Origin of the sequence: Legionella qingyii, assembly GCF_003990155.1 — a bacterium.
Lineage (GTDB): Bacteria > Pseudomonadota > Gammaproteobacteria > Legionellales > Legionellaceae > Legionella > Legionella qingyii.
In genome coordinates this window covers 110651-133961 of the sequence record NZ_RZGX01000012.1, presented here as the reverse complement: position 1 = coordinate 133961, position 23311 = coordinate 110651, and the positions used below count along the sequence as shown (strand labels likewise).

Sequence of the window (23311 nt, the reverse complement as noted above, 5' to 3'; positions counted from 1 at the left end):
CGTACTTTCTAACACAATCAGGCTCCTTCTTAAGATTTTTATAATCTACGTCGGGAAACGTAGGTGCCTGATTTTTATCACTTCTTATTTAAAGTGTCTATTTAAAATTCAATAAACATCTAGGAATTCTCATATCAATCTGTTCTATTCTTAAACTTTGATGAAATCGCCCTGTAATAATAGAGTACTAAGTGGCAAGCTCCATGTCGCCTATACTGATTATGCAAACATCAATATTAATTTGCATGCTACTACCAAGCAGCTAATAAAAATTAGACTGATTTAGGATATCTTTTTATAAAGCTAGTCGGGGTATGATATTTGGAGCGAATACACTTTAATATTTCGAACTTTGTATGGCGTTAGAGTTGAGTCCTGGGTATCGTCATGCTTTACCCAGGAATCAATTTTTTGAGAAGTTAAATGATCAATAAATACATGGCGCCAGGACCACGTAATATTTGAACTAACAATTCTTGCTTTTTCTGTTGAGCAATTTGTTGTAATGACTTAACGTCCTTAACTGGTGCTTTATTTGCAGAGATAATAATGTCTCCAGGTCTTAAACCAGCACGCCATCCAGCACTTGTTTCTGAAGCGCCAACGACTTGTACACCAATGACGTTACCATGAGGAGGTGTTTCTTGCTCAAAGTTTCTTAATGCCAGCCCATAAAGGAAAGGATTTTCTGATTGGAGTTTTTGCTCATGTGATTTAATGTCAGTAACAACTGCATCCAGGGAGATTGTCTTTCCATCACGTTGAACAACCATTTTAACATTTGAACCGACACGTAAGAGACTAATAGTTGTTTTTACCTGAGTCGCTTGTGTGATTTTTGTATTGTTAATTTGGGTAATAATATCACCTGATTTTAATCCAGCCCGTTCTGCAGGTGAATTTGGATTAACTTGTGATACCAATGCACCTTGAAAATCCTCAGGATATCCTAAAGAATGGGCAAGTTCAGGTGTTAAATGTTGAACAAATATACCCATTAAGCCTCGATGAATTGAGCCGAATTTAATAATTTGCTGTGCTACATCTTTTGCCATGTTAATGGGTATAGCAAAACCTATTCCCACATTACCACCGTAAGGAGAAAGAATTGCAGTATTAATCCCAATCAATTCCCCTTTTGTATTAACCAATGCACCACCAGAGTTACCTGGGTTAATTGCAGCATCAGTTTGGATAAAGTTTTCTACTCCCTCAATGTTTAAGTCGCTGCGTTTTAATGCACTAACGATACCAAAAGTTGCAGACTGACTATTACCAAAACTGTTTAAGCCGAAAGGATTTCCAATAGCAACTACAAAATCACCTACTTGTAATTGATCTGAATCGCCTATAGGCAATGATTTTAAGTTTGTAGCATTAATTTTTAATATAGCTAAGTCTGTTTCACTATCGCTGCCAATCAGTTTGGCTTTTAAGCGTCGGCCATCCTGTAACGTGATGGTGACAAGATTTGCGTTGCGAATTACATGATCGTTGGTAATAATGATCCCGTTTTGTGCATCTACGATAACACCAGAGCCTATACTTTCAAATTTACGTCCTTTTTCAGGAGCTGTTTGATTCGGCTGTCTGCTGTTTTGAGCTTCTTCATCATTGCCAGAAGAATTGGGTGATGTGGCACTAGCAGGTAAATAACCTTGTACTGCAACATTCACGATTGCAGGCATGATGTTTTTTAAGGCTGGGGCTAAACTCGGTATGGGAGCGGCATCTGCTTCGTTAGCCGCATAGGTAAATGAGGCTGTAAAAAGAAGCAGGGTACTTATAATGAATTTGATATGTTTAATCATATTATTAGTCCTGAGGTTGATCATTAAACCAGATTAAGGTAGCTATTCTACCTGTTTGTGACGTTCTTCGATAGGAATACAACTCATTTTTTAACTCAAAAGTACATAGTCCAGACTGATAAACTGCTTTAATATCTCTGGAGTTCAGAACAATTTCAGCAATTAGAGGCAAGTTAGCCAGCCATTGTCCGTTAACGGGTTTAAAAGCTTGCTTACTTAAAGGGTACTTAATGGCAAATGCTTGATATACCTCCTCACCCACTTCATAACACTTTTGACAAATTGATGGGCCTATCCACGCCAATACATCAGATGTGGGGCTCATCATTTTATCAAGCGTATTTTCAATAATACCCTGAGCTAGTCCTTTCCAGCCTGCATGAATAGCTGCAATCTCGGTACCTTGTACATTACAAAGCATGATAGGCAGGCAATCTGCAGTAAGAATCACTAAAGGGTGTTTCGACGAGCGAGTTATGGCGGCATCTGCATTTCTGTTTGAGTCTTCTTCTGCAATAACACAATGAGTACTGTGAGTTTGAGATAACCATTGAGGCTCACCAGGCAGATGCAACATCTCCACAAGTTGTTGCCTGTTTTTTAGTACATGTTGCTCATTATCTCCCACACCCAAGCCCATATTATTGCTGTCATAAGGAGCTTGGCTATATCCCGATAAACGTGTTGTACTCAGGGCCGTGACATTTTTTGGCGCCGGCCAATTAGCTAAGTTAGTCTTCATAATGCGCGTCCAATGTGTTAAGAAGAAGGTTAAAATCATCCGGCATTGGGGCCTTAAACGTCAACTCATTTTCTATTTTTGGATGATAAAATGAGAGGGTAGTGGCATGCAGTGCTTGTCTTTTAAAATCTTGGAGTACAGTACGTAACTGTTCGCTGGCATGAGCCGGGAATCTCATACGTCCACCATACAAAGGATCACCAACTACAGGATGATGGATGTGGGCTAAATGGACTCTTATTTGATGGGTTCGTCCAGTCATTAGATTGACATCTAATAAAGTAAAATCCTGATATTGTTTCTTTACGGAGTAATGGGTAATTGCTTGTCGTCCTTGCTCCTGAACGGCCATTTTTAATCGATTTCTTGGGTGCCGTCCAAAACCAGTATCAATCGTTCCACCAGAAATAATATGACCTTGTACTAAAGTAACATAATGACGCTGAATTTCGCGAGCTTGCATTTGTCGTATTAAAGAAGTATGTGCTGGTAGAGTTTTTGCTACGACTAATAAACCTGTTGTATCTTTATCTAATCGATGAATAATGCCCGCCCTGGGTAAATGGTATAAGGATGGTGCATGATGCAGCAACGCATTAACCAATGTATGTTCTTTATTTCCAGCTCCAGGATGAACTACCATATTTTCAGGTTTATTGAGTACTAGAATATCTTCGTCCTCATACACAATATTTAAAGGAATTTCTTCAGGCACACAATGATTGAAATCCAGGTCTGTTAAAGTAAAATCCACATTAATTTCAATCAAATCTCCATCTAGCACTTTGTCTTTGGGTTTGCATGGTTTTTGATTGAGAATTATTGTCCCGTTTTTGATCCAATTACTGATTTGCGAACGAGAATAGTCGGGAAGCAAATGCGCGAGCACACTGTCAATTCGTTGATTGTGATACTCGCGTGGAACAGTTAGTTTTTTATGAATATGTTCTATCATCAAATCGTTTCAGTCTCAACTGCGATGAGACGACCTCGTAATGAGTTAGGCAAGGCTTCACTGATTTGAACATCAACAAATTGCCCTATTAAATGCGCTGGACCGTCAAAGTTCACCACTCTATTGCATTCGGTACGACCAGATAGCTGTTGGGAGTCTTTTTTAGCGTGGCCAGTTACCAATAGTCTCTGGATACTTCCAGTCATAGACTGACTGTAACGAGATGCTTGCAGTAGCAGTCTGTTTTGTAATATCTGCAATCTTTGCTTTTTCACTTCGACAGGGGTGTCATCGGGTAAATTCGCAGCAGGGGTACCTGGTCTTGGACTGTAAATAAAACTAAATGAGGTATCGAAGCCTATTTCATGAACCAAATCCATCGTGTCCTGAAAGTCTTTATCTGTTTCTCCTGGAAAACCAACAATAATGTCCGTAGATAAGCGAATATCTGGACGTACTTTACGCAATTTTCTGATTTTGGATTTGAATTCTAAAGCAGTATAACCTCGTTTCATTAAGCCTAATATGCGGTCAGAACCACTTTGTACCGGTAAGTGCAGATGATTTGCTAACTCAGGTACTTCAGCATAAGCATTAATTAAATTATCTGAGAATGCTAAAGGATGTGACGTGGTAAAACGAATTCTACCTATTCCTTCTATGGCAGCAAGATAATGAATTAATAGTGCCAAGTCAGCAATATCTCCATTTTCCATCACCCCCCGATAATCGTTAACATTTTGCCCTAATAAATTGATTTCTCTAACGCCTTGAGTTGCTAATTGATAACATTCAGCAAGCACATCATCAAATGGTCGACTGATTTCTGTGCCACGAGTATAAGGTACAACACAGAAGCTGCAGTATTTGCTGCAACCCTCCATAATTGAGACAAATGCTGTCGGACCTTCGGCTCTTGGTGCGGGCAGGTGGTCAAATTTTTCAATTTCCGGGAAACTGATATCAACTACCGGTTTTTTCTTTTCCGCGCGTTCATTGAGTAATGCAGGAAGTCGGTGTAATGTTTGTGGGCCAAAAACGATATCGACAAAAGGGGCTCTTTTAATGATGTCTTCGCCTTCTTGACTTGCAACGCAGCCACCAACGCCAATCACTACATGCGGGTTTTTTGCTTTATATTCACGCCATTGGCCTAATTGAGAAAAAACTTTCTCTTGTGCTTTTTCACGAATAGAGCATGTATTGAGCAATATTACATCTGCTTCTTCAACGTTTTCCGTTTTGACTAAGCCATGCGATTGCAACAAAACTTCTGCCATTTTAGTTGAATCGTACTCATTCATCTGGCAGCCGTTGGTTTTGATGTATAATTTTTTAGCCATATCAAATCTACTTTAAAAATGTGTAGCCCGAGTGAAGGTAACAGGGGAACCCGGGTTCCGCTTTACTGTACCCAGGCGACTATATCCCAGGAAGTGTCGTATTATTTCATTAATGTACACTTTGGCAATAAGTTTCTTTAATTTTTGGTAAAATAATTAAGGCAATAAGCATCCCTATTGGAATAATAGCAAGTCCGGTATGGTAAGCTGCTAATGGATACACTCGAACATTTCCATTCAGCTCTCCTTTCCACATCCGGTCAAGGATGAAACCAATGAGTGGTTGTGCCAATGCAATACCTATCATATTCATCATGTTCATAAAACTTAAACCTGTAGCGACAGATTTTTTATTGCATAATTCTTTAGCTACAGTAAATGCAGGTAAAAAGCCTGCGGAAAAAATACCAAATGCAAAAAGTAAAATTTCCATATATATTTCATTACTAATTGGAGCAAAAATTAAAATCGTAGAACAGATAAGTGCCCCAATGCATCCTATGTACATAGGTGGCTTGCGTAAACCAATACGATTTGAAAACATTCCCCATAAGGGGCTGGCAATTGCCCAACCGATGAACACTAGAGAAATATAATTTGCTGCGGTTGTCTTGGTGATCGCCATTTTGGTCATCAAGAAGGGAACACCCCACAGTCCACAAAAAACCGGGGTTGCCATATACATTAGACCACCATAGCAAGCAACTAACCAAAGCTGCTTGTTTTTTATTAGTGTTAATAAGCTGGGTATTACGCGTTCCTCTTCAACTGGATGATGAGATATTTCCTGCTTTTCGGGAGTATCTTTAGCAATAGCAACAAGCAGGACAGCAAGAACAAGGCCAGTGGTTCCCATAATGAGCATGCTGTTACGCCAGCCAAAGTTATCAATTAATAATGCTAAAGGTGCTTCACCACCAATTGCTCCTAACATTCCCAAGGTAACCATGAGGCCAGTAAGCAAGGCAAAACGTTGTGCTGGAAACCAATTTGCAGCGAGTTTCATAGTACCTACGGCGGCAAAAGCTGAACCAAAGCCTATCATCAATCGAGCTACACAGGCCATAAAGAAGTTATCAGTCATTCCGAATGCGATAGTGCTCACAGCACAAACAATGGTCGCTAGAGTTAACAATCGTTGTGGACCAAAATAGTCCATTAACACGCCACCAGGTAATTGCATTGCTGCATAGGAATAGAAATAGACACCAGATAGAATTCCCAATGTTTGACTGGTAACTGCGAAATCTCTCATTAATTCGTTACTCATAACACTGGGAGACACTTGTAAAAGACATTCATAAAAATAAAATAAACAACCCAAGCCCCATACCATCCAAGGCATTATTGATTGTATCCTGAAATTAGCTACTGATTCGGACTGTGTATTGTAATATGTCATGCTTTTATAATTCTCCAAATTCATCTACATGGAATTGATCTTTTATAAACTACTTCAGTCATAAAGTAAGGGCTTAGTATTATCCCGGCCAATCATCTAAGGCATTCTTCAATCGCAAAAAGATGCTCGTATTTAATTTTCTCAACCTGCGCTTCTTCCTTACTCTGGCGCACTCTAAAATTTCATTTTGTGAGTATGCGAAGTATGTATTGTGAATAAAACTGGGAAAAGCCTCATAGGGTTAGGTTGCCAAAACCCTACATCACTTGTAATGCAGTTTTTTTATATCGCAAAGTCAACGGTCAACGTTATCACACAAACGTATAAATTTCACCATATAAAATATTAACAGATTGTACATAAATTGTCTACTACTCATTTGAGTAATCAGCCGGATCAATCACTACGCGAGTACCTTTCATACCATCACCCGGCAGGTCAATAAATTCTTCATTAAGCCAGCGGGCATCCTCAATAAACATCCTGACACAACCGTGACTTGCTCTGTATCCGGGTACTTCATAACTGCCATGCAGTGCATAGCCTCTGAAAAAATGCATGCAATAGGGCATTAGAGCGCCACCATCATTACCATCAGCTCTTCTCGGGAATACAGTGGAAACACAGTCTATATCTTGTTTTCGAATTACTCGAAAAGAACCTGTTGGTGTACTACACCCCCCAATAACACCAGTGCACTTTCCTATTCCTGATGAAATAGGCCCCCACCAGAGTAGTTCACCATCTTGATCGTATGCAGCCCACGCTAATTTTTTTTGACTTACATAAATTGTTTTTTCTCCTTCGGAGTCAATATATCTAGGGAAGGGTGAAACATCATAGATTGTCAAGCGATCGATGTTTTTGGGGACAGCAATAGTCATTCCTGGGCGTAATGAGACATTCATACGATTAATTCGTCGCACCATGTCTCGCTCTTCAGCATTAGGAAACAAATTATCCCAACTTTCGCCATTTTTAACTTTCATGCAAAAGTAATCTGGTGAATTACATAGAGTTTCACCGTATCGCGTATGGCCGAGAGCGAGCTGACTCATTGTCAATAAGTATATAGAGACTGTCATTGATATCATAAGTTTCATAAATGATCTCAATTTAAGCTGTTGTACTCTCTATAGCGACACTTTAAAAAATAACTTTAAAATTATATAAGCTCTATATTATTAACTTAATTAACCTATAATTTTTATAACTTATTGCTTGGTTAAAGAGTTGTTTTATTGTGCATTTATAACCTGAGTTTTTCATAACTCATGAAGATGGTGTACTTGTGGTGCTATGAAAAAATAGCTAATGGCCTTAGCTGGAATGGCGAGATGAACAATGAGGTAAACACTTAAAAAAGTTTAAAATAAATACGATTCCCTTACATGATACCAAGAGTAAGCTTGAAATGCTGCGCTTTAAGCAGATTATTAATTTACATCTTGTTGGCTCAAGGATGAATCCAATCAAATAGGTGATGCCACTTCGATTAAGATAAAATGTTCTCTCGTTACTTTTTCATGGAATATTCAGTTAAATTTAGGATAGAATCTTTCTAGGTGCTTTAATTTCTTTAATCGAAAAAAAGCCTCAGTCGCCAGCAAAGATAGGGCAAGATGCCTAGAGTAAATAGAGCTCAATTTACAAGGAAGCAACATAAAAAATCAATATATGAGATAGTCTATAATCATCGAGATGCCTCCTAATTTTCTAGGGTCTGTTGACAATTTCTTCATTAGCGTACGTTGCGTGCTTTATGCGCGAAAACCAGTAAAGGCCGATTTAAAAATAGGTACATTTTAGTGTGACTCTGTATCGTTTCCACTCATAAAGTGCAGGATTTAGGTGGAATTAAATGAAATGTCAATAGACTCTAATTAACATGTTGAAAAATTATGGCTAGTAATTTTAAAGTTAGCATACGCACTAGTATTATTACCTTATTTATTTTTTTGTTAAGTCTGGTAGGTTTTACTATCATTGGTATTAATTATCTGGCGTTCAATAAAGTTCTCAACAATAGTGCAAAGGATTTAATTGCAAAAACATCTTTGCTGGTTAAAGAACGATTTCATGTCTATTTAGACCCTTTAAACCATAGTTTAATTGAAATAAGAGATGCGATTGGTAATGATATTATTGACCCAGATAATCAGAAGTTATTTGGGCAATTTCTTTTTGAAACAATCCGATATAACCCCGAAATGTTTATGATTCATTATGGTGCAGCGAATGGTGATTTTTTTAATATAAATAGAGAAGGAAAAATAGGACTTCAATTAATCCACATAGTTAACTCCAAACCACCTTTTGCTAATATTCATTATGAGTTGGATAAACAAGGGAAAATAGTTAAAAAAGAATCGATTACCGGTCGCTATGATCCAAGAAGTCGTCCTTGGTACCAAGAAGTTGTACAAAATGGAAAACCTATATGGACTAATGCATATAAATTTTATCTGTTCGGTAAAAAGCCTGGTGTCACTGTTGCTGCTCCAATATACGATAAAAATAAAAAGCTAAAAGGGGTTGTTGCAATTGCACTAACAATCAATGGGCTACAACAATTTATCAACGAACTGGAATTGACGAAAAACACGATGATTTATGTCATTAATAATGATTCAAACATCATCGCTTTTCGTGATCCCCGACGTCACGAGGACATTCGGGGAAAAAAATTAGATCCTGATTTGATAAAGAAGCTTGATATTCCATCAGATTTACTAAGAGTTAATGATTTTCATCCAATAAAAAACTCTTATGTGTATGAACATCAAAGATATTTTTACTCATACCAACCGATATTCAATAAATCGGGGGCTGGACCTTGGCATATTATCATCATTACCCCTGAATATGATGCGATAGCACCTCTTCAAAAGTTAAGCAAAGGTTATATCCTTTTAACTATCTTCGTTTTATTTATTGGCGTAATGTTAGTTCGTATCGTCTCACAGCGAATATCAACTCCTATCATTCAATTAGCTGAAGAGGCAAAAAAAATCAGGATGTTTAATCTTGGCTCAAGGCCATTGCTAAAAACTATGATTAAAGAAGTGAGTTATTTGGATCGAGCGTTATTTACCTTACGCTCAAGTTTAACCTCTTTTCAGCGTTATGTTCCTCGTTCTTTAGTCAAAAAATTAGTGCGTACTAGAAAAGTCGCCGAGGTTGGCGGCCAAAATCAAATAACTACCATTTTATTTTCTGATATCCAGAATTTTGCAACAATTTCAGAATCAACTTCTCCTCAAAAATTGATGACTTATTTATCTGATTATTTTCAGTGTATGACTGAAGTAGTGATTCAACATGAAGGTACACTTGATAAATACATTGGTGATGCAGTTATGGCCATTTGGAATGCTCCTGTAAAAGATGAACAACATGTATTTCATGCTTGTGAAACAGCCAGAGCGATGCAAGAACGTATTAAAAAGTTAAATCAAAAGCATAAGAGAGAAGAGTTTCCTGAATTTAATATCCGAATTGGTATTCACACCGGTGAGGCCATTATTGGTAATGTAGGCTCTGAAGACAGACTTAGTTATACGGCCTTAGGTGATTCAGTGAATTTAGCAAGCCGCTTGGAATCAATTAATAAAAATTATTATACTCAAATTATTGTGAGCCATGATACGTTCACCCACGTATCTGAAAAATTCCCTTTTCGCTTATTAGATAAGGTTGCTGTACGAGGTAAACGGAAAAGCATCGCGATTTATGAACTAATCACTGCTCAAGATCTTGAAAATCTTAAGCAACACAAAGAAGAATTTACTGAAGCATTTTCCCTATATCAAAAAGGCCTTTGGGAAAAAAGTATCAAAGCTTTTATGAGGCTTACTCCTGCCTACCCAGGAGATCAATTGGCCTCAGTATATATTGAACGCTGTCGAATTTTAGAAAACACATCGCCTGCTCATTGGGATGGCGTTTGGCGCTATGAACATAATTGAAGAAAGATTTTTATGTCTATGCTTTTAAGAGAGTTTTTCGATGCCTGCAATCAAGAAATTCAGTAAAATTCATCTCTAGTTTGCATTGCCGATATTGGCGGAACGATATGATGTTGATGACCCTGTCATCAAGGTGGAGCAAATTGATAATCAATAACAACGCCCCAGGAGGTTTTTGAACAATTGGTTCGTAATGAAAAATCAAAAGAATTAAACCCAACTGGGCTCAGTTGAAAATATAAAAATTGTAGCCTTGAGCACAATGAAAGTGCATTCAAGGCGTTGACTCCAACATGCTTCTCGCTAGATTATAGGTCAATAATATTAGGAGGAAGCTGACGCATCTGATTCTGAATGGTTTGGAGAAACTTTTTGCCAAGCTTCATGCACTTGTGCCAGCAATGAATTGGACTGAGCTAATAGTTCCTTGTCATTATTAAGATTGGCCTTTAACAGCAAATATTCAATATGCATGTATATTTGGAGTAAGTTCTTTGCTATGTCGCCGCCTTGTTCATGATTTAAACTGGTTTTTAAGCCTTCGATAATACTTAGTGCTTTACTAATATGTTCTCCTTTTTCTTGAATTTCACTTCGATCAATATTGCCTTGGGCTGTGGCAATATGAGTTCTTGCCCCTTGTAATAACAAATTGATTAGTTCATGGGGTGAGGCTGCATCAATACGAGTTCTTAATTCAATAGTCTTATATTGATTTATAACTTGTTGATAAGAATTTTTCATCAATAATACTCCAATCATTTGGTTTTGAATTTCGGTAGATTCGACAAAATTTGAGTAAGCGTATTGCTGGTGTTTTGCATCTGTGAGATTAAGAGATCTACGGCATTCCATTGTCTATAGTATCTTTGTTCAAGAGTGATGCTGCGCTCGTTTATGCGCTCTTGCATTTCGTCCAATTGTTTTGCTTGAGTATTTAAACGATCGATTCTTTCAGCAATTTCGCCATCTTCATCCACCAGTGACTCTAAATAACTATCAATCATTGAGGCTAATCCATCACTGACAATAATTTGCCCTCGATTCCCAACGAGTCCTGAAATTACATCAATCGATAATGTATTAAAGTCACCAGTGCCATTTAGAGTAATTCCATCTGTTGAGGTGGCTAAAATGCCTCCTATGCTACCAGCCATACTCACTCCAGGAGTATATTCGTTTAAAATAACGTTATATGCTCCTGCAGCAACTTCAGTATCAACGGAGTTAATTTTAATATTTGGATCAGTGGCAGTTATTTTTTTTGCAAATAAATTGCTGATATCTTGATAATTATTATTAATCGCATCGTCAAACAATTCGGGATCAATTTCTAATAATCCATGTTTATCGCTGGTAATCCCCAAGTCAGCAAGACTTTTAATTGAGCCAACAGTAGTTAATGGGTTAGTGGCCAGGTTATATAAGTTTGTTTTTAATGCCCTTAACTTATCGTCGCCTTGCAAAACACCTCTTTTTCTAGTTTCCATATCGAAACCAGTTAAAGTGGTGATGAAATTAAGAAAATCATTGTATTTTTTGACGAAATCATTAATTAAACCTTTTAGATGTTCTACATCCTTTTTTACTGTTAGGGTGACTGTAGTTGCAGGATCGGCCTGTTGTAAGTCGAGAGTGACTCCAGTAATCGCATTTTTAAATTGATTATTACTTTCACTCAGAAGCAAGCCATTAATTTGCACTTGGCTGTTTTGAGCAGCCATAGTTTGAGTTAGTGAGGCATTATTCGTTGTGGGATCATAATTCAAAGCAGCTAGACTACCTGTAATTTGCATTGCGTATTTTTCACCTGTTTGCGATGAGGTGAGGGTCAATCTTGAACCGATGCTGTCTTGTACAATTGATGCTGTAACACCAGCATTTGCAGCATTAATTGCATCGCAAACTGCAGTAAGGCTGTCATTTCCTGAATTGATGTTAATTGTTACTGGAGACACATCAGTATTTTGTGTAAACGTTGAATTATTATTACTGTATGTACCAAAATTTATAGTGATGCTACCACTACCTATTGAAGAACTGTTGCTAGTGAAGTAGTTACTTACAAGGCTTTGTGACTGGGCCAATTGGTTCACTTTAATTTGATATAGGCCTTCAATTGCTTGTCCGGTAAGAGAAGCAGAAACATATCCAGTTTCGCTGAGCAAGCAATTCATTTTATTAAACTCACTGGCATGAGATAGGGAATCGAGTGTTGTTTGAAAGCTGGACATGGCACTTTTTAGTTGCCCAAAAGCAGATAATTCGGTAGTAACGGAGTTAAGCTTTTTATCATGTCGCAATTGTAGAGGCATGAGATCGGCTTTCACCATGCTTTCGACCATTGCTTTAATATCCAAACCTGACCCAATGCCTGGAGTTGATAGGCCCATAATATTCCCTTATTTGTTCTCGTAATTTCAATGAAATTACGTTTTATCCATAAATTGCATTAAACATGTTTGTCTATAGAACCACTAATAATCCCATCAAGCAAGTTTAGTAAATGCAAATACTCGTCGGAGGGTATTTTGCGGATTATTTTGTCTGAGATTTTTTCGGTGACTATAGTTTGCAAAAGGCCGGTGGTGTGATCTATGGCTTGCTTTGTATCTATATCTAGATTCAAAGCTGATGTGGCGCATTTTGTCACAGGTTTAATGTTTTTATCATTTAGTTTGACTGAATCTGTTTGTAGCAATTTATTGTTTGCTGGAGGTATCGATTCCATAGTCATTTTTTAACTCCTTTCCCTTGATTGGTACCCTTAATCATTGGGACATAAATAAGCCGAAAAGCGGCAAGCGCCGCATTTCGGTTTTTTACCTTTACAACTATCCTAACAAGGAAAGAACAGATTGTGGCATTGCATTTGCTTGGGCCAACATTGCTGTTCCTGCTTGTTGCAGGATTTGGTTTTTAGTTAAACTCGCCATTTCTGCTGCATAATCAGTATCTTGAATACGGCTGCGCGCAGCAGACATATTATCAGATACGTTTTGCAGGTTAGCTACCGTAGCATCAAGTCGGTTTTGCAAAGCACCTAATGCAGCTCTGTTATTGGTAACGCTATCTAAAGCAGAGCTAATTCTCAGTATAGCTTGTTCTGCACCAGATTGAGTTGTAATGTCAATGCTATTGACCCCATTGGTATCCAGGCTGATTGTGCTTGATAAGCCAATATCAGCTACAGTTCCACCCAAAGTAATGGTTTGAGCCGCACTCATGGTGAGCTTTCCACGTAAGGTAGAAGCAAATGAACCGGCTGCAACTGTGAGTCCATCAGTACCAGCAGTAAATCCGGTACCACTTTCAGTTACTGCAATGTTTCTTCCATCGGCCGCAGTTAAAGTCATGCTACCACCATTTAGTGAAGCCACTACTCCGGTTTGACTACTTACCGCATTGATTGCATCCAGAAGGTCGGTATTGGTCATTGCAGTGGATACGTCCTGGTTGGTAAATATATCAACACCATTAATGTTCAAGTTATAAGTATCAGCTGCGGTTCCACCGATAGCTCCAACAGTTGCACTACCACTAGTTGATGCCGTTACTGTTAAACCAGGAACACCTGCTGCATTAATCGCTGCCGCTTTGGCATATGCAGATGAACTGTCTTGGCCGGTTGCTGTGCCTACATAGTTTGCAGAAGAGCTAATGCTGATTGCTGAGCTGGTACCAAGAGCAACAGTAATATCAGCAGCAGCATTACCTGTTACTGTGCTACCTTGTTGATAAGCAATGCTACCTATTGTCGAAGATGCAATACTGTTTATCGAAAACGAAAGAGTTTCACCAGCATTTGAACCAATTTGAAGAGAAGCATTGGTATAAGATCCATTCAAAATGCTTTGACCATTAAATTGCGTACTTAAAGCAATATGGTCCATTTCACTTAGAAGATTATTTACTTCATTTTGTAATGATTGACGGTTGCCTTGGCTGTAGGTTCCGTTCGCAGATTGAAGCGCCAACTCTCTCATACGTTGTAAAAGATTCGTCGATTCTTGCATCGCACCTTCAGCAACTTGTGCCAGTGAAATACCATCATTAGCATTTTTTACAGCTTGATCCATACCGCGAATTTGAGATGTCATATTTGTTGCAATTGCTAATCCTGCAGCATCATCTTTAGCACTATTAATTTTTAAACCAGATGATAACCTTTGAATCGCAGTAGCCATAGCGTTACTTGATTTGGACAAGTTACGTTGAGCAACTAGCGACGGTACGTTGGTATTAATAATTTGAGCCATAGTTATAGTCTCCTCAGACCTAAATCCCTGGTTTGGGACATTTGTAAATTGGTAAATTCCTTTTTAATGGCGAATTTACCGTACGCATAAAAGTTATCGGACGCACTACGAAAAACTTTAGGTTTATGCATGCTATTTTTCAAAAAAAGAGAGAATTTATTTATTAAAATGAGAGTGTTGTATTTTTTGTTCAATTTGTTTTTTCATGCTGAAGGACCTAAATTGTGGTTTCTTATTGCCAAAATGAGAAATGCAATACTTACAGATTCAAGATACAAGCCTGGGTGCATCCTAGAGAAATTCGGGGCTGGATTTTGAAATAGTGTTCCACCTCGGGTTCTGAGAAAAATCTCGATCCAAGTCAATGTGCATTTAAGAATATTTTTTTCTGTGTATAATATTATGATTTTATAATCTTAGGTTCCAATTATGAGTTGGTTTAAAAAACTATTACCTTCACGAGTCAGTACGGACTCTTCTCAAAAAAAAGGAGTTCCCGAAGGTTTATGGCTGAAATGTTCAGGGTGTAATGAAGTTCTTTATAGTACAGAATTAGAAAGAAATTTAATGGTTTGTCCATCCTGTAACTTTCACCACAGAATATCTGCACGAGTCCGAATTAAGCAATTTCTTGATGAGGGAGGCCAGGAAGAAATTGCTGCATCACTAGAGCCCCAAGATCGATTAAAGTTTAGAGATTCAAAAAAATATAAAGACAGAATCGTGCAAGCTCAAAAAGCAACTGGCGAGAAAGAAGCTTTGATCATTGTAAAAGGGACGTTATTACAACAACCTGTAGTTGTTGGCTCCTTTGAGTTCAATTTTATGGGTGGTTCCATGGGCGCTACTGTCGGAGAGAAATTTGTTCGTGCAATTGAAGTAGCGACAAAAGAGCAAAGACCATATATTTGTTTTACTGCCAGCGGTGGCGCACGTATGCAAGAAGGACTTTTTTCCTTAATGCAAATGGCAAAGACGTCAGCCGCTCTTGCCCAGTTTGCTGAAATCGGTTTGCCTTTTATAGTGGTTCTGACTGATCCGACTATGGGTGGAGTTTCTGCGAGTTTTGCAAGTCTTGGTGATGTGATTATTGCTGAACCTAATGCCTTAATTGGCTTTGCTGGTCCAAGAGTTATTGAGCAAACTGTAAGGCAGACCTTACCCGAGGGATTTCAACGGAGTGAGTTTTTGTTAGAACATGGCCATATTGACATGATTCTGGAACGAAAAGATATCCGTCCAGTTGTTTCTGAGTTGATATCTAAATTGACACGCAAGGGAGCAGGGGATTCAATTGCCAAAGCAGTCTCGTATTAAACCGTCCACGAAGCATGCTATAGAGAGAAGTGCGAGGATACACGACTGAAGTATGTGCAATGTCATATGAGAGTCTGAATACTGTAACAATGGAGTAATCTTTATCTATGGTAGCGTTTCGAAAGAGGTCCGTTGATGAGTGGCTACACGATTTGGAAACTAGAACTACTCATGAAATACAGCTTGGCTTAACACGTATTATGGAAGTTGCAAAAAAATTATCTCTGCAACTTCCAGGTTGCCCCGTTATTACTGTAGGTGGTACTAATGGAAAAGGATCAACAGTTACTGCCCTTGAAACAATTTATCATGTTGCCGGATATAAAGTAGGTGCTTATACGTCACCACATCTTATGCATTTTAACGAACGCATTCGCGTCAATCTAACTCCTATTTCTGATGAGGACTTGTGTCAGGCCTTTAGTATTATTGAAGAAATTCGAGGAGAAACCATATTAACTTATTTTGAAATGACTACCTTGGCAGCATTGTGGCATTTCAGAAAAATGCAATTGGACGTCATTATTCTAGAAGTTGGGTTAGGGGGGCGTTTAGATGCTACGAACATCGTTGATGCAGAACTATCCATTATTACTACCATAGATTTTGACCATCAGGATTACCTGGGTAATACGCTTGAAGCAATTGGATATGAGAAAGCGGGCATCCTTCGTTCCGGTAAACCGTTTATTTACGCGGATGTCCATCCCCCCACGTCAGTCACAGATACAGCAAAACAACTTGTTGTTCCTACTTATTTTTGGGGACAAGAATTTTCAATTCAAGAGCAAGATTCTACCTGGAATCTCCATTACAACAATCAGCTTAAGCTTTCTTCAATTTATGGGCTACCGAAACCTTCTATTCAGCTAAAATCAGCGGCTGCTGCAATTACTGCTTGTCTTTTACTGGCACATTATTTACCTGTGACGCATAACCATTTTCAAATTGCTATGCAACGTATTTTTATTCCTGGTCGCTTGCAATTGCATAAAGATACAGTGAGCACTATATTTGATGTATCTCATAATTCTCAATCGGCAAAATTGCTCGCAAATACGTTACGCACGATGAAAAAAGCAAAAGTTCATGCTGTATTTTCAGCATTGAAGGATAAAGATATTTTAGGGCTTATTATGCCATTAAAGGATTGTATTGATCATTGGTATCCGGCACAATTGCATAACAAACGTGCTGCTAGTGAGGATTTATTGCTCACATTCTTTAAGAATGCAGAAATTCCTGTGGAAATTTGTTATAATAGCCCGCTTATAGCTTTTGAAACAGCGTTGAAACAAGCTAAACCTGGTGACTTAATTGTTGTTTATGGGTCTTTTTTTACTGTGAGTCATGTAATGGCTAATAGGAGATTCAATGAAATTAGTAATTGATGAAAAGCTAAAACATCGTTTGGTTGGTGTGGCTGTTGTTTTATCATTAGGAGCAATTTTTCTGCCCGCAATGATGAAAAAATCAAGCCAGCGCCTTGAAAATAATTTCAGTGTAAATGTACAGTTACCTCCTAAACCAACTAGCCCTAATGTAGTGATGACTGATGAAAAGGAAATGTTTGAAACTATAAAAGTGGCTAAGGTTCAAATTCCTCCTGCTGCAGAGCATAAGGGATCAGACCTTGGTAAAGAAGACTTCATTCAATCTATTCAAGTAGCTGATGATGCAGCTGTTTCTGTTGCTAAAGCAACTTCTGTACCTAAGGTAGACGAAGTAGCTAAACCAATTGAGTTAGCTTTAAGTAATGCTGCTAAAAATGTTGTTAAAAAACAAATAAATGTAGCAACTGTATCTAAACCAGCTAAACCAGCTATACAAGCTAAACCAGTTAGACCGGCTGCAAAAGTAAATATTGCAACGATTAAAAAACCGACAGTTGCTCAAGCAAATAACAGAGGTTCATTGCGCAAACAGAGTATTTATGCTGTTCAATTGGCTTCTTTTTCACGATTGGCTAATGCTCAAGCTTTGGTAAGTAAATTACGTAGCAAGGGGTATAAGGCAAATTACGTCAAAATTACTGGAAGACAAGGTTCGATTTATAAAGTTTATGCCGGACACTCACCTGTTAAAAATGATGTAATGAAATTAAAAGTTCAATTAGCAAGCGCCATGCAGTTGAATGGTTTCATAGTCAATACCGGAGTTAGCTAATCATGCAATTTCAATGGGTTGATATAATTTTAATAATCGTTATTGGTTTATCCACTATTACTGGCTTATTAAGAGGGTTCATTAAAGAGTTTATTGCTTTAGGAGTATGGATCTTAGCTGTTTGGGCCGGGTACAACTATTCAAACAGTCTGAATCCTTGGCTGCAACCTTATATACAAGATCAATCAATTCTTTCAATAATTGGCTTTATTGGTGTTGTGCTTGGCGTTTTAATCGCTGGCGGTATCGCTAATGCAATATTAGGTCTGTTTTTAAAGGGAAGTGGCCTAGGTGCTATGGACAAAGTTTTAGGCGGTGGTTTTGGCTTTGCTCGTGGTGTTTTTATTCTATCGCTTATTTTCGCAGTGCTCAGTATGACTTCTATTCCTTATCAGCAATATGTTCAAAGTTCTAGAGTTTATAATCAGCTGTTACCTGTTATCAGTTGGGTTTCTGGATATTTACCTGGACTAATTAATAAAGCAAAACAGACTGTATCAGTAAACGAGTCATTTAAACTTATCGATATAATTCCTGAGACTTGATGTATTCATAGATTGCGTAGGGGAGCTTGTTTTTAACTTCAGCTCCCTTTTTTATTTCTTCCCGAATAGAAGTAGAAGAAATTTCATAATGACCTGCATCAAATAGAAAAACGATTCCAGCTTGAGTCCTCAGAAGTTCCTTTTTGCTTTTACTTTGATGTTTTTTCAAAAATTTTCGCATGATCTCTGGGGTAGGCTGATCAGCAAACTCAACTCTATTGATGACTAACAAATTAGCCAGCGTAATGATTTTCTCCCATTGATACCAATGAGGTAATGATAGAAAAGCATCATGCCCGATAATTAATGTTATGGATGCATTAGGATATTCCAACCTGAAACTCAGCAAAGTTTCAACCATATATGATGGGGTATCACGTTTTATCTCGCGTAAATCAAGCTTAAAGTCTGGTATATCTTTTATTGCCAGGTTTATCATCTCTATTCTTTGAGCATTATTAGCCAGAGATGGTGGTTTTATAGTTGGTATTTTGCAAGGGAGAAAAATATAGGAATCAAATTTAAAATAGTTCTGTATGGTGATACTGGCTTGCAAGTGGCCATTATGTATGGGATCAAATGTACCACCAAAAATAGCTATGCTATGCATGTATCACCTATTAATTTACCTAAACAAAGTGAAAGAGTAGTGTTTTCGAGGGAGCTCCATACCTGAGTAGATTGGTTGGTGGATTTAATTCGTTCATCGATTAAATAGCAGTATCGATGGAGCTGTTGCAACATGGTTTTATTGAGGCGATTACAACATGCCTTATAGAGATTGATGCGTTGAGGCCAAATCTTTAATTGGCTGCAAGCACTTTGAATATCAATTTTTTGTTCTATTAAATAAGTCAGCTGCATGATTAATCTTATTTCTTGGCTTAGTAACCATAAGACTAAAGTTGCCTCTGTTTTGTTATTGGCGGCATGTCGTAAAATCTGAATTGCTTTGTCACCTTGACCAAGCAAGCAAGCATCTACTAATTCAAATAGATCATGGTCACATTGATCGGATAAGTGTTCCAGTACATGTTGTGTCTCAATTTTGCAATTGGGGATACTGGACAAGGCAATTTTTTCAATGACTTGGGAACAAGCTAACATATTTCCCTGAGTGTATTGATGAATTAAATCGGGAACCTGAGGATCATAATTCATAGAGTTTTTCTTTAACTGCATGGCTATCCAGCTTTTTACTGCTTCTGAATTAAGTGGATAAGCCAGGATAAGCACGACATGTTCGTGAGAAGATAACCATTGCAATTGTTTTGCGGGTACATTGGGTGCTCTAATAGCGATAAAGCAACGTGAATTAATCGAGTTGAGGTATTCAGTTAAAATTTTCTTTCCGGTGGCATCAATTGACTTCTTATCATAAAAAATATTTAAAAATACAATCTCCGAAAATAAAGAATAACTGTTTGCCTCTTCTTTGACTCCATTCCAATCTTCTGCTGACTGAATGGATATAATTTTTTCATCACAATTATAATTCTTTTTAATGGTTGATTTTATGGTAGCTAACGAATCTTCCAACAAGTAATTATCTTGCCCGATAATCATATAGAGCGGTGCAATCTTTTTTTGTATTTGCTGGGCAAGCATTTGTTGTCTGATTTGCATGATCATTTTAACTTGAGTGTGTAATGTGTACGTGTAGCTTTTTCCTTACTCAAGACACTCCCTTTCTTAGCTAAGTGGAGGTTTTTGTAGATGGCTAAGTCGATAAATTATTTGGGTTACCGCATCTTGCTTCATTTCTCCAATTAAAATGCTTTCTTCATCTTTAGAACCTAAAATTCGGTCATTATTTAGTGTAAGCTCTCTAGAAACATTTATTTGTTCTGGTGTATCTGAAATTTGACCTGAGCGAGCTTTCAATACGAATGATACAGTCAATGTTATCGTATACTGTCTAGGATTTGTACTTGCACCAATACTGATAATTTGTTGATTTAAATTCACTTCGTCAATAATAAGCCAATACTTGGCTTGAGCGGGATCAGGATTCACATCAATTTTGGATCCCTCAAGTCGGGATTGCAATATCGAGACAAACTGTTTGTCATTATTTTCAGAAATAATGGCTACGTTATTAAGCCAATTAGGTACATTACTAATGCCACGTAGATGAAAGCCACAAGCTGAAAGCAACAACATCAGTAGCATAGGCAACATACAACGTAACGTCACAAATTGATATTGTGACCGTCCCGCAGGCTGTCCATGAAGCCGATGCGGAACATTAGACATATCAGAGTAATTGAATTTCATTAGCTAACAACCAAGTTAATTAATTGCCTGTGTGCAACAACGATAGCTTTTTTGACTGTTTTATCGGCCAGAAAATCTTTTACATGTTCTTTTGCTGTAGCAATTAATAGCTCTTCTGCTGTATCCACACCAGCGGTAAATTGAGCTCGCAGTTTTCCATTAACCTGAACTACGTAATCTACCTCATCGGTTTTTAGGGCGCCTTTATCTACTCTTGGCCAATTAGCATCAATAATTGCTTTTTCAAAACCTAATTGTTGCCATATATGATGTGTAATATGAGGCGTTATAGGAGCCAGCAATCGCAACAGTATACTCATGCTTGAATGAATAAAGAACTTATCTTCTTCAGTTTCTATGGAGTAACTGGATAGTTCATTAAATAGCTTCATACAACCTGAAACAACGGTATTGAATTGATTACGATCATAATCATGAGTTGCTTGTGCGAGAATTTGATGCACAACATGGCGTGATTTCTTTAAACGGCTTTCTGCTTGCTGCCAATTAACATGTCCATTGCCACTTAGAATGATATCATTGACTTCAATAAACATATTTTGATGCTGATAGGCAAAGGTCCAAATTCGTTTTAGAAAACGATGCGCACCTTCTACAGCAGCATCTGACCATTCCAACGATTGCTCTGGAGGCGCAGCAAACATAACGAATAAACGTGCTGTATCCGCACCATAGGTGTCAATCAGATGGTTGGGGTCGACGACATTACCCACAGATTTAGACATTTTATGCCCATCTTTTAAAACCATTCCTTGAGTTAACAGCGCCTTAAATGGTTCATCTGAATTAACTAAGCCTTCATCTCGCATTAACTTGTGAAAAAACCGAGCATAAAGTAAATGCATCACAGCATGTTCAATACCACCAACATATTGATCTACAGGAGTCCAATATTTCGCTCGGTCATCAAGCATGGCATTTTCCTGGCCTTTACATGCAAAACGCGCATAATACCAGGACGATTCAACAAACGTATCAAAAGTATCTGTTTCACGAGAGGCATCTTGGCCGCACTTGGGGCAACTTACATTCACGAATTCTGGGCATTGAGCAAGTGGTGAGCCTGTACCTGTAAATGTTACATTTTCTGGTAAAACAACAGGAAGATCTTCATCTGGAACTGGAACGGTACCGCATTGTTCGCATAAAATCATGGGAATAGGGGTACCCCAGTATCTTTGTCTTGATACACCCCAATCACGCAATCTATAGTTGATTGTTGCTTTTCCTGTATCATGTTCCTCAAGGAAAGCAGTTATGGTCTCAACTGCCTGAGAAGAGCTTAATCCATCAAACTGACCAGAATGAATCAATGTTCCTTCCCCAGTATAAGCAGATTTGCTTAGATCATGTTTTGTTCCATTTGTAGGATGTATGACTTCTTTTATAGGTAATTGATATTTTTGTGCAAATTCCCAATCTCTTTGATCATGTGCTGGAACTGACATTACTGCGCCAGAACCGTATTGCATGAGTACAAAATTTGCCACCCATATTGGTAGTTCTTCACCAGTTATGGGATGGATTGCGGTCATACCTGTGTCCACACCTCGTTTTTCCATGGTAGCAAGTTCTGCTTCAGCCATTTTAGTGCCCTGGCAGCTATCGATGAACTCTTTGACTTCTTTACGAGTTGTTGCTGCCTCTTTGGCGATAGGGTGATCTGTTGCGACTGCAAGATAGGTTGCACCCATTAAAGTATCAGGACGAGTAGTATAGATTTTTAGGCGTTTAGGATAATTAGTGACGTTAAAATGAATCTCTGTCCCAGTGGAGCGACCTATCCAATTGCGCTGCATTTGTTTTACTTGTGCAGGCCATTCATCCAATGTATCAAGAGAGCTGAGCAGTTCATCAGCATAAGCTGTAATTTTAATAAACCATTGTGAAATTTCTTTTCGCTCGACAAGTGCACCCGATCGCCAACCGCGTCCATCAACAACTTGTTCATTGGCTAAAACGGTTTGATCTACTGGATCCCAATTTACTACAGCGTTTTTCTTGTAAACTAAACCTTTTTCAAATAGACGAATAAAAAACCATTGTTCCCATCGATAATATTCAGGTGTGCAAGTACAAATTTCACGTCGCCAATCATAGGCATTCCCAAGACGTAAAAACTGCTTTTTCATGGACTCTATGTTTTTTTTAGTCCATTCAGCAGGGGGGATTCCATTTTTGATGGCTGCATTTTCAGCAGGTAAACCAAATGCATCCCATCCTATCGGTTGCAGAACATTTTTACCCAATGCACGCTGATAACGAGCAATAACGTCGCCAATAGTGTAGTTACGAACATGCCCCATGTGCAATGTTCCACTCGGGTAGGGGAACATGGATAAGCAATAAAATTTCTCTCTGTTTAAATCTTCTGAAACATTAAATGATTGTTTTTTATGCCAATACTGTTGAGCTTGTTCCTCAACTTCTTGTGGTATATAGGTATTATCCATAGTCCGAATTTTTAAGTGACTCTAAATCGCTAAGGATAACTCCTCTTGTCTC

General features: G+C 38.1%; 19 protein-coding genes. 5 read left to right on the top strand and 14 right to left on the bottom strand.

Translation table 11 applies throughout. The features are described from left to right. Nucleotides 1-419: 419 nt before the first annotated feature. The 6 genes from ELY20_RS10375 to ELY20_RS10350 all read right to left on the bottom strand — a co-directional run bounded on the left by ELY20_RS10375 (nt 420) and on the right by ELY20_RS10350 (nt 7356). Nucleotides 420-1811 (bottom strand): Do family serine endopeptidase, encoded by a 1392-nt coding sequence (locus ELY20_RS10375; RefSeq protein WP_165831591.1) that lies wholly within the window; start codon nt 1809-1811, stop codon nt 420-422. A 4-nt stretch (nt 1812-1815) separates the two neighbouring features. Then, the gene (gene pgeF, locus ELY20_RS10370) at nt 1816-2553 is read right to left on the bottom strand and encodes a peptidoglycan editing factor PgeF (RefSeq protein ID WP_110142211.1); all 738 of its coding nucleotides are present in this window, start codon (nt 2551-2553) and stop codon (nt 1816-1818) included. After that, nucleotides 2543-3508, bottom strand: coding sequence for a 23S rRNA pseudouridine(1911/1915/1917) synthase RluD (gene rluD, locus ELY20_RS10365; protein WP_110142210.1), 966 nt, complete (start codon nt 3506-3508; stop codon nt 2543-2545). Before rluD ends, pgeF begins: the two co-directional genes overlap by 11 nt. Next, nucleotides 3508-4851 carry a tRNA (N6-isopentenyl adenosine(37)-C2)-methylthiotransferase MiaB gene (gene miaB, locus ELY20_RS10360; protein WP_110142209.1) on the bottom strand — a complete coding sequence of 448 codons (1344 nt, stop codon included), beginning with the start codon at nt 4849-4851 and terminating at the stop codon, nt 3508-3510. The genes rluD and miaB overlap by 1 nt, the downstream gene beginning before the upstream one ends. Before the next feature lie 109 nt (nt 4852-4960). Further along, nucleotides 4961-6253, bottom strand: coding sequence for an MFS transporter (locus ELY20_RS10355; RefSeq protein WP_110142208.1), 1293 nt, complete (start codon nt 6251-6253; stop codon nt 4961-4963). Nucleotides 6254-6624: 371 nt separating this feature from the next. Then, nucleotides 6625-7356, bottom strand: coding sequence for a L,D-transpeptidase (locus ELY20_RS10350; RefSeq protein WP_110142207.1), 732 nt, complete (start codon nt 7354-7356; stop codon nt 6625-6627). Between the two features lie 798 nt (nt 7357-8154). Here ELY20_RS10350 and ELY20_RS10345 point away from each other — a divergent pair. Beyond that, complete coding sequence (locus tag ELY20_RS10345; protein WP_110142206.1) at nt 8155-10221, top strand: adenylate/guanylate cyclase domain-containing protein; 2067 nt, start codon at nt 8155-8157, stop codon at nt 10219-10221. A 324-nt stretch (nt 10222-10545) separates the two neighbouring features. Here the strand turns inward: ELY20_RS10345 and fliS are convergent, their stop codons facing one another. The 4 genes from fliS to ELY20_RS10325 form a co-directional block, all read right to left on the bottom strand. Then, nucleotides 10546-10965, bottom strand: coding sequence for a flagellar export chaperone FliS (fliS, locus tag ELY20_RS10340; RefSeq protein WP_110142205.1), 420 nt, complete (start codon nt 10963-10965; stop codon nt 10546-10548). A gap of 14 nt (nt 10966-10979) precedes the next feature. Further along, nucleotides 10980-12614, bottom strand: a complete 1635-nt coding sequence (gene fliD, locus ELY20_RS10335) for a flagellar filament capping protein FliD (RefSeq protein WP_110142204.1) — start codon at nt 12612-12614, stop codon at nt 10980-10982. A 59-nt stretch (nt 12615-12673) separates the two neighbouring features. Beyond that, nucleotides 12674-12958 (bottom strand): hypothetical protein, encoded by a 285-nt coding sequence (locus ELY20_RS10330; RefSeq protein ID WP_110142203.1) that lies wholly within the window; start codon nt 12956-12958, stop codon nt 12674-12676. A gap of 97 nt (nt 12959-13055) precedes the next feature. Then, on the bottom strand, nt 13056-14480 hold the full coding sequence (locus tag ELY20_RS10325; protein ID WP_110142202.1) for a flagellin N-terminal helical domain-containing protein: 1425 nt from the start codon (nt 14478-14480) through the stop codon (nt 13056-13058). Between the two features lie 429 nt (nt 14481-14909). Between ELY20_RS10325 and accD the strand changes: the two genes are divergently transcribed. The 4 genes from accD to ELY20_RS10305 all read left to right on the top strand — a co-directional run bounded on the left by accD (nt 14910) and on the right by ELY20_RS10305 (nt 18508). After that, entirely contained in the window at nt 14910-15797 is an 888-nt protein-coding gene (accD, locus tag ELY20_RS10320; protein WP_110142200.1) for an acetyl-CoA carboxylase, carboxyltransferase subunit beta, read from the top strand. Between the two features lie 107 nt (nt 15798-15904). Continuing rightward, on the top strand, nt 15905-17188 hold the full coding sequence (gene folC / locus ELY20_RS10315; RefSeq protein WP_110142199.1) for a bifunctional tetrahydrofolate synthase/dihydrofolate synthase: 1284 nt from the start codon (nt 15905-15907) through the stop codon (nt 17186-17188). Next, entirely contained in the window at nt 17172-17963 is a 792-nt protein-coding gene (locus tag ELY20_RS10310; RefSeq protein ID WP_110142198.1) for an SPOR domain-containing protein, read from the top strand. Before folC ends, ELY20_RS10310 begins: the two co-directional genes overlap by 17 nt. Before the next feature lie 2 nt (nt 17964-17965). Next, on the top strand, nt 17966-18508 hold the full coding sequence (locus ELY20_RS10305) for a CvpA family protein (RefSeq protein ID WP_110142197.1): 543 nt from the start codon (nt 17966-17968) through the stop codon (nt 18506-18508). Here ELY20_RS10305 and nadD read toward each other — a convergent pair. From nadD to leuS, 4 genes are all read right to left on the bottom strand, one after another. Next, complete coding sequence (gene nadD, locus ELY20_RS10300; protein WP_110142196.1) at nt 18483-19118, bottom strand: nicotinate-nucleotide adenylyltransferase; 636 nt, start codon at nt 19116-19118, stop codon at nt 18483-18485. The genes ELY20_RS10305 and nadD overlap by 26 nt on opposite strands. Next, nucleotides 19106-20134, bottom strand: coding sequence for a DNA polymerase III subunit delta (gene holA / locus ELY20_RS10295; protein WP_110142216.1), 1029 nt, complete (start codon nt 20132-20134; stop codon nt 19106-19108). The genes nadD and holA overlap by 13 nt, the downstream gene beginning before the upstream one ends. A 66-nt stretch (nt 20135-20200) precedes the next feature. After that, nucleotides 20201-20785 (bottom strand): LPS-assembly lipoprotein LptE, encoded by a 585-nt coding sequence (locus ELY20_RS10290; RefSeq protein WP_110142195.1) that lies wholly within the window; start codon nt 20783-20785, stop codon nt 20201-20203. Beyond that, nucleotides 20785-23259, bottom strand: coding sequence for a leucine--tRNA ligase (gene leuS, locus ELY20_RS10285; protein ID WP_110142194.1), 2475 nt, complete (start codon nt 23257-23259; stop codon nt 20785-20787). The genes ELY20_RS10290 and leuS overlap by 1 nt, the downstream gene beginning before the upstream one ends. Nucleotides 23260-23311 lie beyond the last annotated feature (52 nt).

Bases quoted from the DNA above. Each gene is read 5' to 3' on its own strand.
- holA (WP_110142216.1), bottom strand. From the start codon at position 20,134: ATGCAAATCAGACAACAAATGCTTGCCCAGCAAATACAAAAAAAGATT.
- ELY20_RS10375 (WP_165831591.1), bottom strand. From the start codon at position 1,811: ATGATTAAACATATCAAATTCATTATAAGTACCCTGCTTCTTTTTACA.
- fliD (WP_110142204.1), bottom strand. From the start codon at position 12,614: ATGGGCCTATCAACTCCAGGCATTGGGTCAGGTTTGGATATTAAAGCA.
- ELY20_RS10305 (WP_110142197.1), top strand. From the start codon at position 17,966: ATGCAATTTCAATGGGTTGATATAATTTTAATAATCGTTATTGGTTTA.
- miaB (WP_110142209.1), bottom strand. From the start codon at position 4,851: ATGGCTAAAAAATTATACATCAAAACCAACGGCTGCCAGATGAATGAG.
- nadD (WP_110142196.1), bottom strand. From the start codon at position 19,118: ATGCATAGCATAGCTATTTTTGGTGGTACATTTGATCCCATACATAAT.
- leuS (WP_110142194.1), bottom strand. From the start codon at position 23,259: ATGGATAATACCTATATACCACAAGAAGTTGAGGAACAAGCTCAACAG.
- ELY20_RS10350 (WP_110142207.1), bottom strand. From the start codon at position 7,356: ATGAAACTTATGATATCAATGACAGTCTCTATATACTTATTGACAATG.
- ELY20_RS10355 (WP_110142208.1), bottom strand. From the start codon at position 6,253: ATGACATATTACAATACACAGTCCGAATCAGTAGCTAATTTCAGGATA.
- ELY20_RS10345 (WP_110142206.1), top strand. From the start codon at position 8,155: ATGGCTAGTAATTTTAAAGTTAGCATACGCACTAGTATTATTACCTTA.
- folC (WP_110142199.1), top strand. From the start codon at position 15,905: ATGGTAGCGTTTCGAAAGAGGTCCGTTGATGAGTGGCTACACGATTTG.
- ELY20_RS10290 (WP_110142195.1), bottom strand. From the start codon at position 20,785: ATGAAATTCAATTACTCTGATATGTCTAATGTTCCGCATCGGCTTCAT.
- fliS (WP_110142205.1), bottom strand. From the start codon at position 10,965: ATGAAAAATTCTTATCAACAAGTTATAAATCAATATAAGACTATTGAA.
- rluD (WP_110142210.1), bottom strand. From the start codon at position 3,508: ATGATAGAACATATTCATAAAAAACTAACTGTTCCACGCGAGTATCAC.
- accD (WP_110142200.1), top strand. From the start codon at position 14,910: ATGAGTTGGTTTAAAAAACTATTACCTTCACGAGTCAGTACGGACTCT.
- pgeF (WP_110142211.1), bottom strand. From the start codon at position 2,553: ATGAAGACTAACTTAGCTAATTGGCCGGCGCCAAAAAATGTCACGGCC.
- ELY20_RS10325 (WP_110142202.1), bottom strand. From the start codon at position 14,480: ATGGCTCAAATTATTAATACCAACGTACCGTCGCTAGTTGCTCAACGT.
- ELY20_RS10330 (WP_110142203.1), bottom strand. From the start codon at position 12,958: ATGACTATGGAATCGATACCTCCAGCAAACAATAAATTGCTACAAACA.
- ELY20_RS10310 (WP_110142198.1), top strand. From the start codon at position 17,172: ATGAAATTAGTAATTGATGAAAAGCTAAAACATCGTTTGGTTGGTGTG.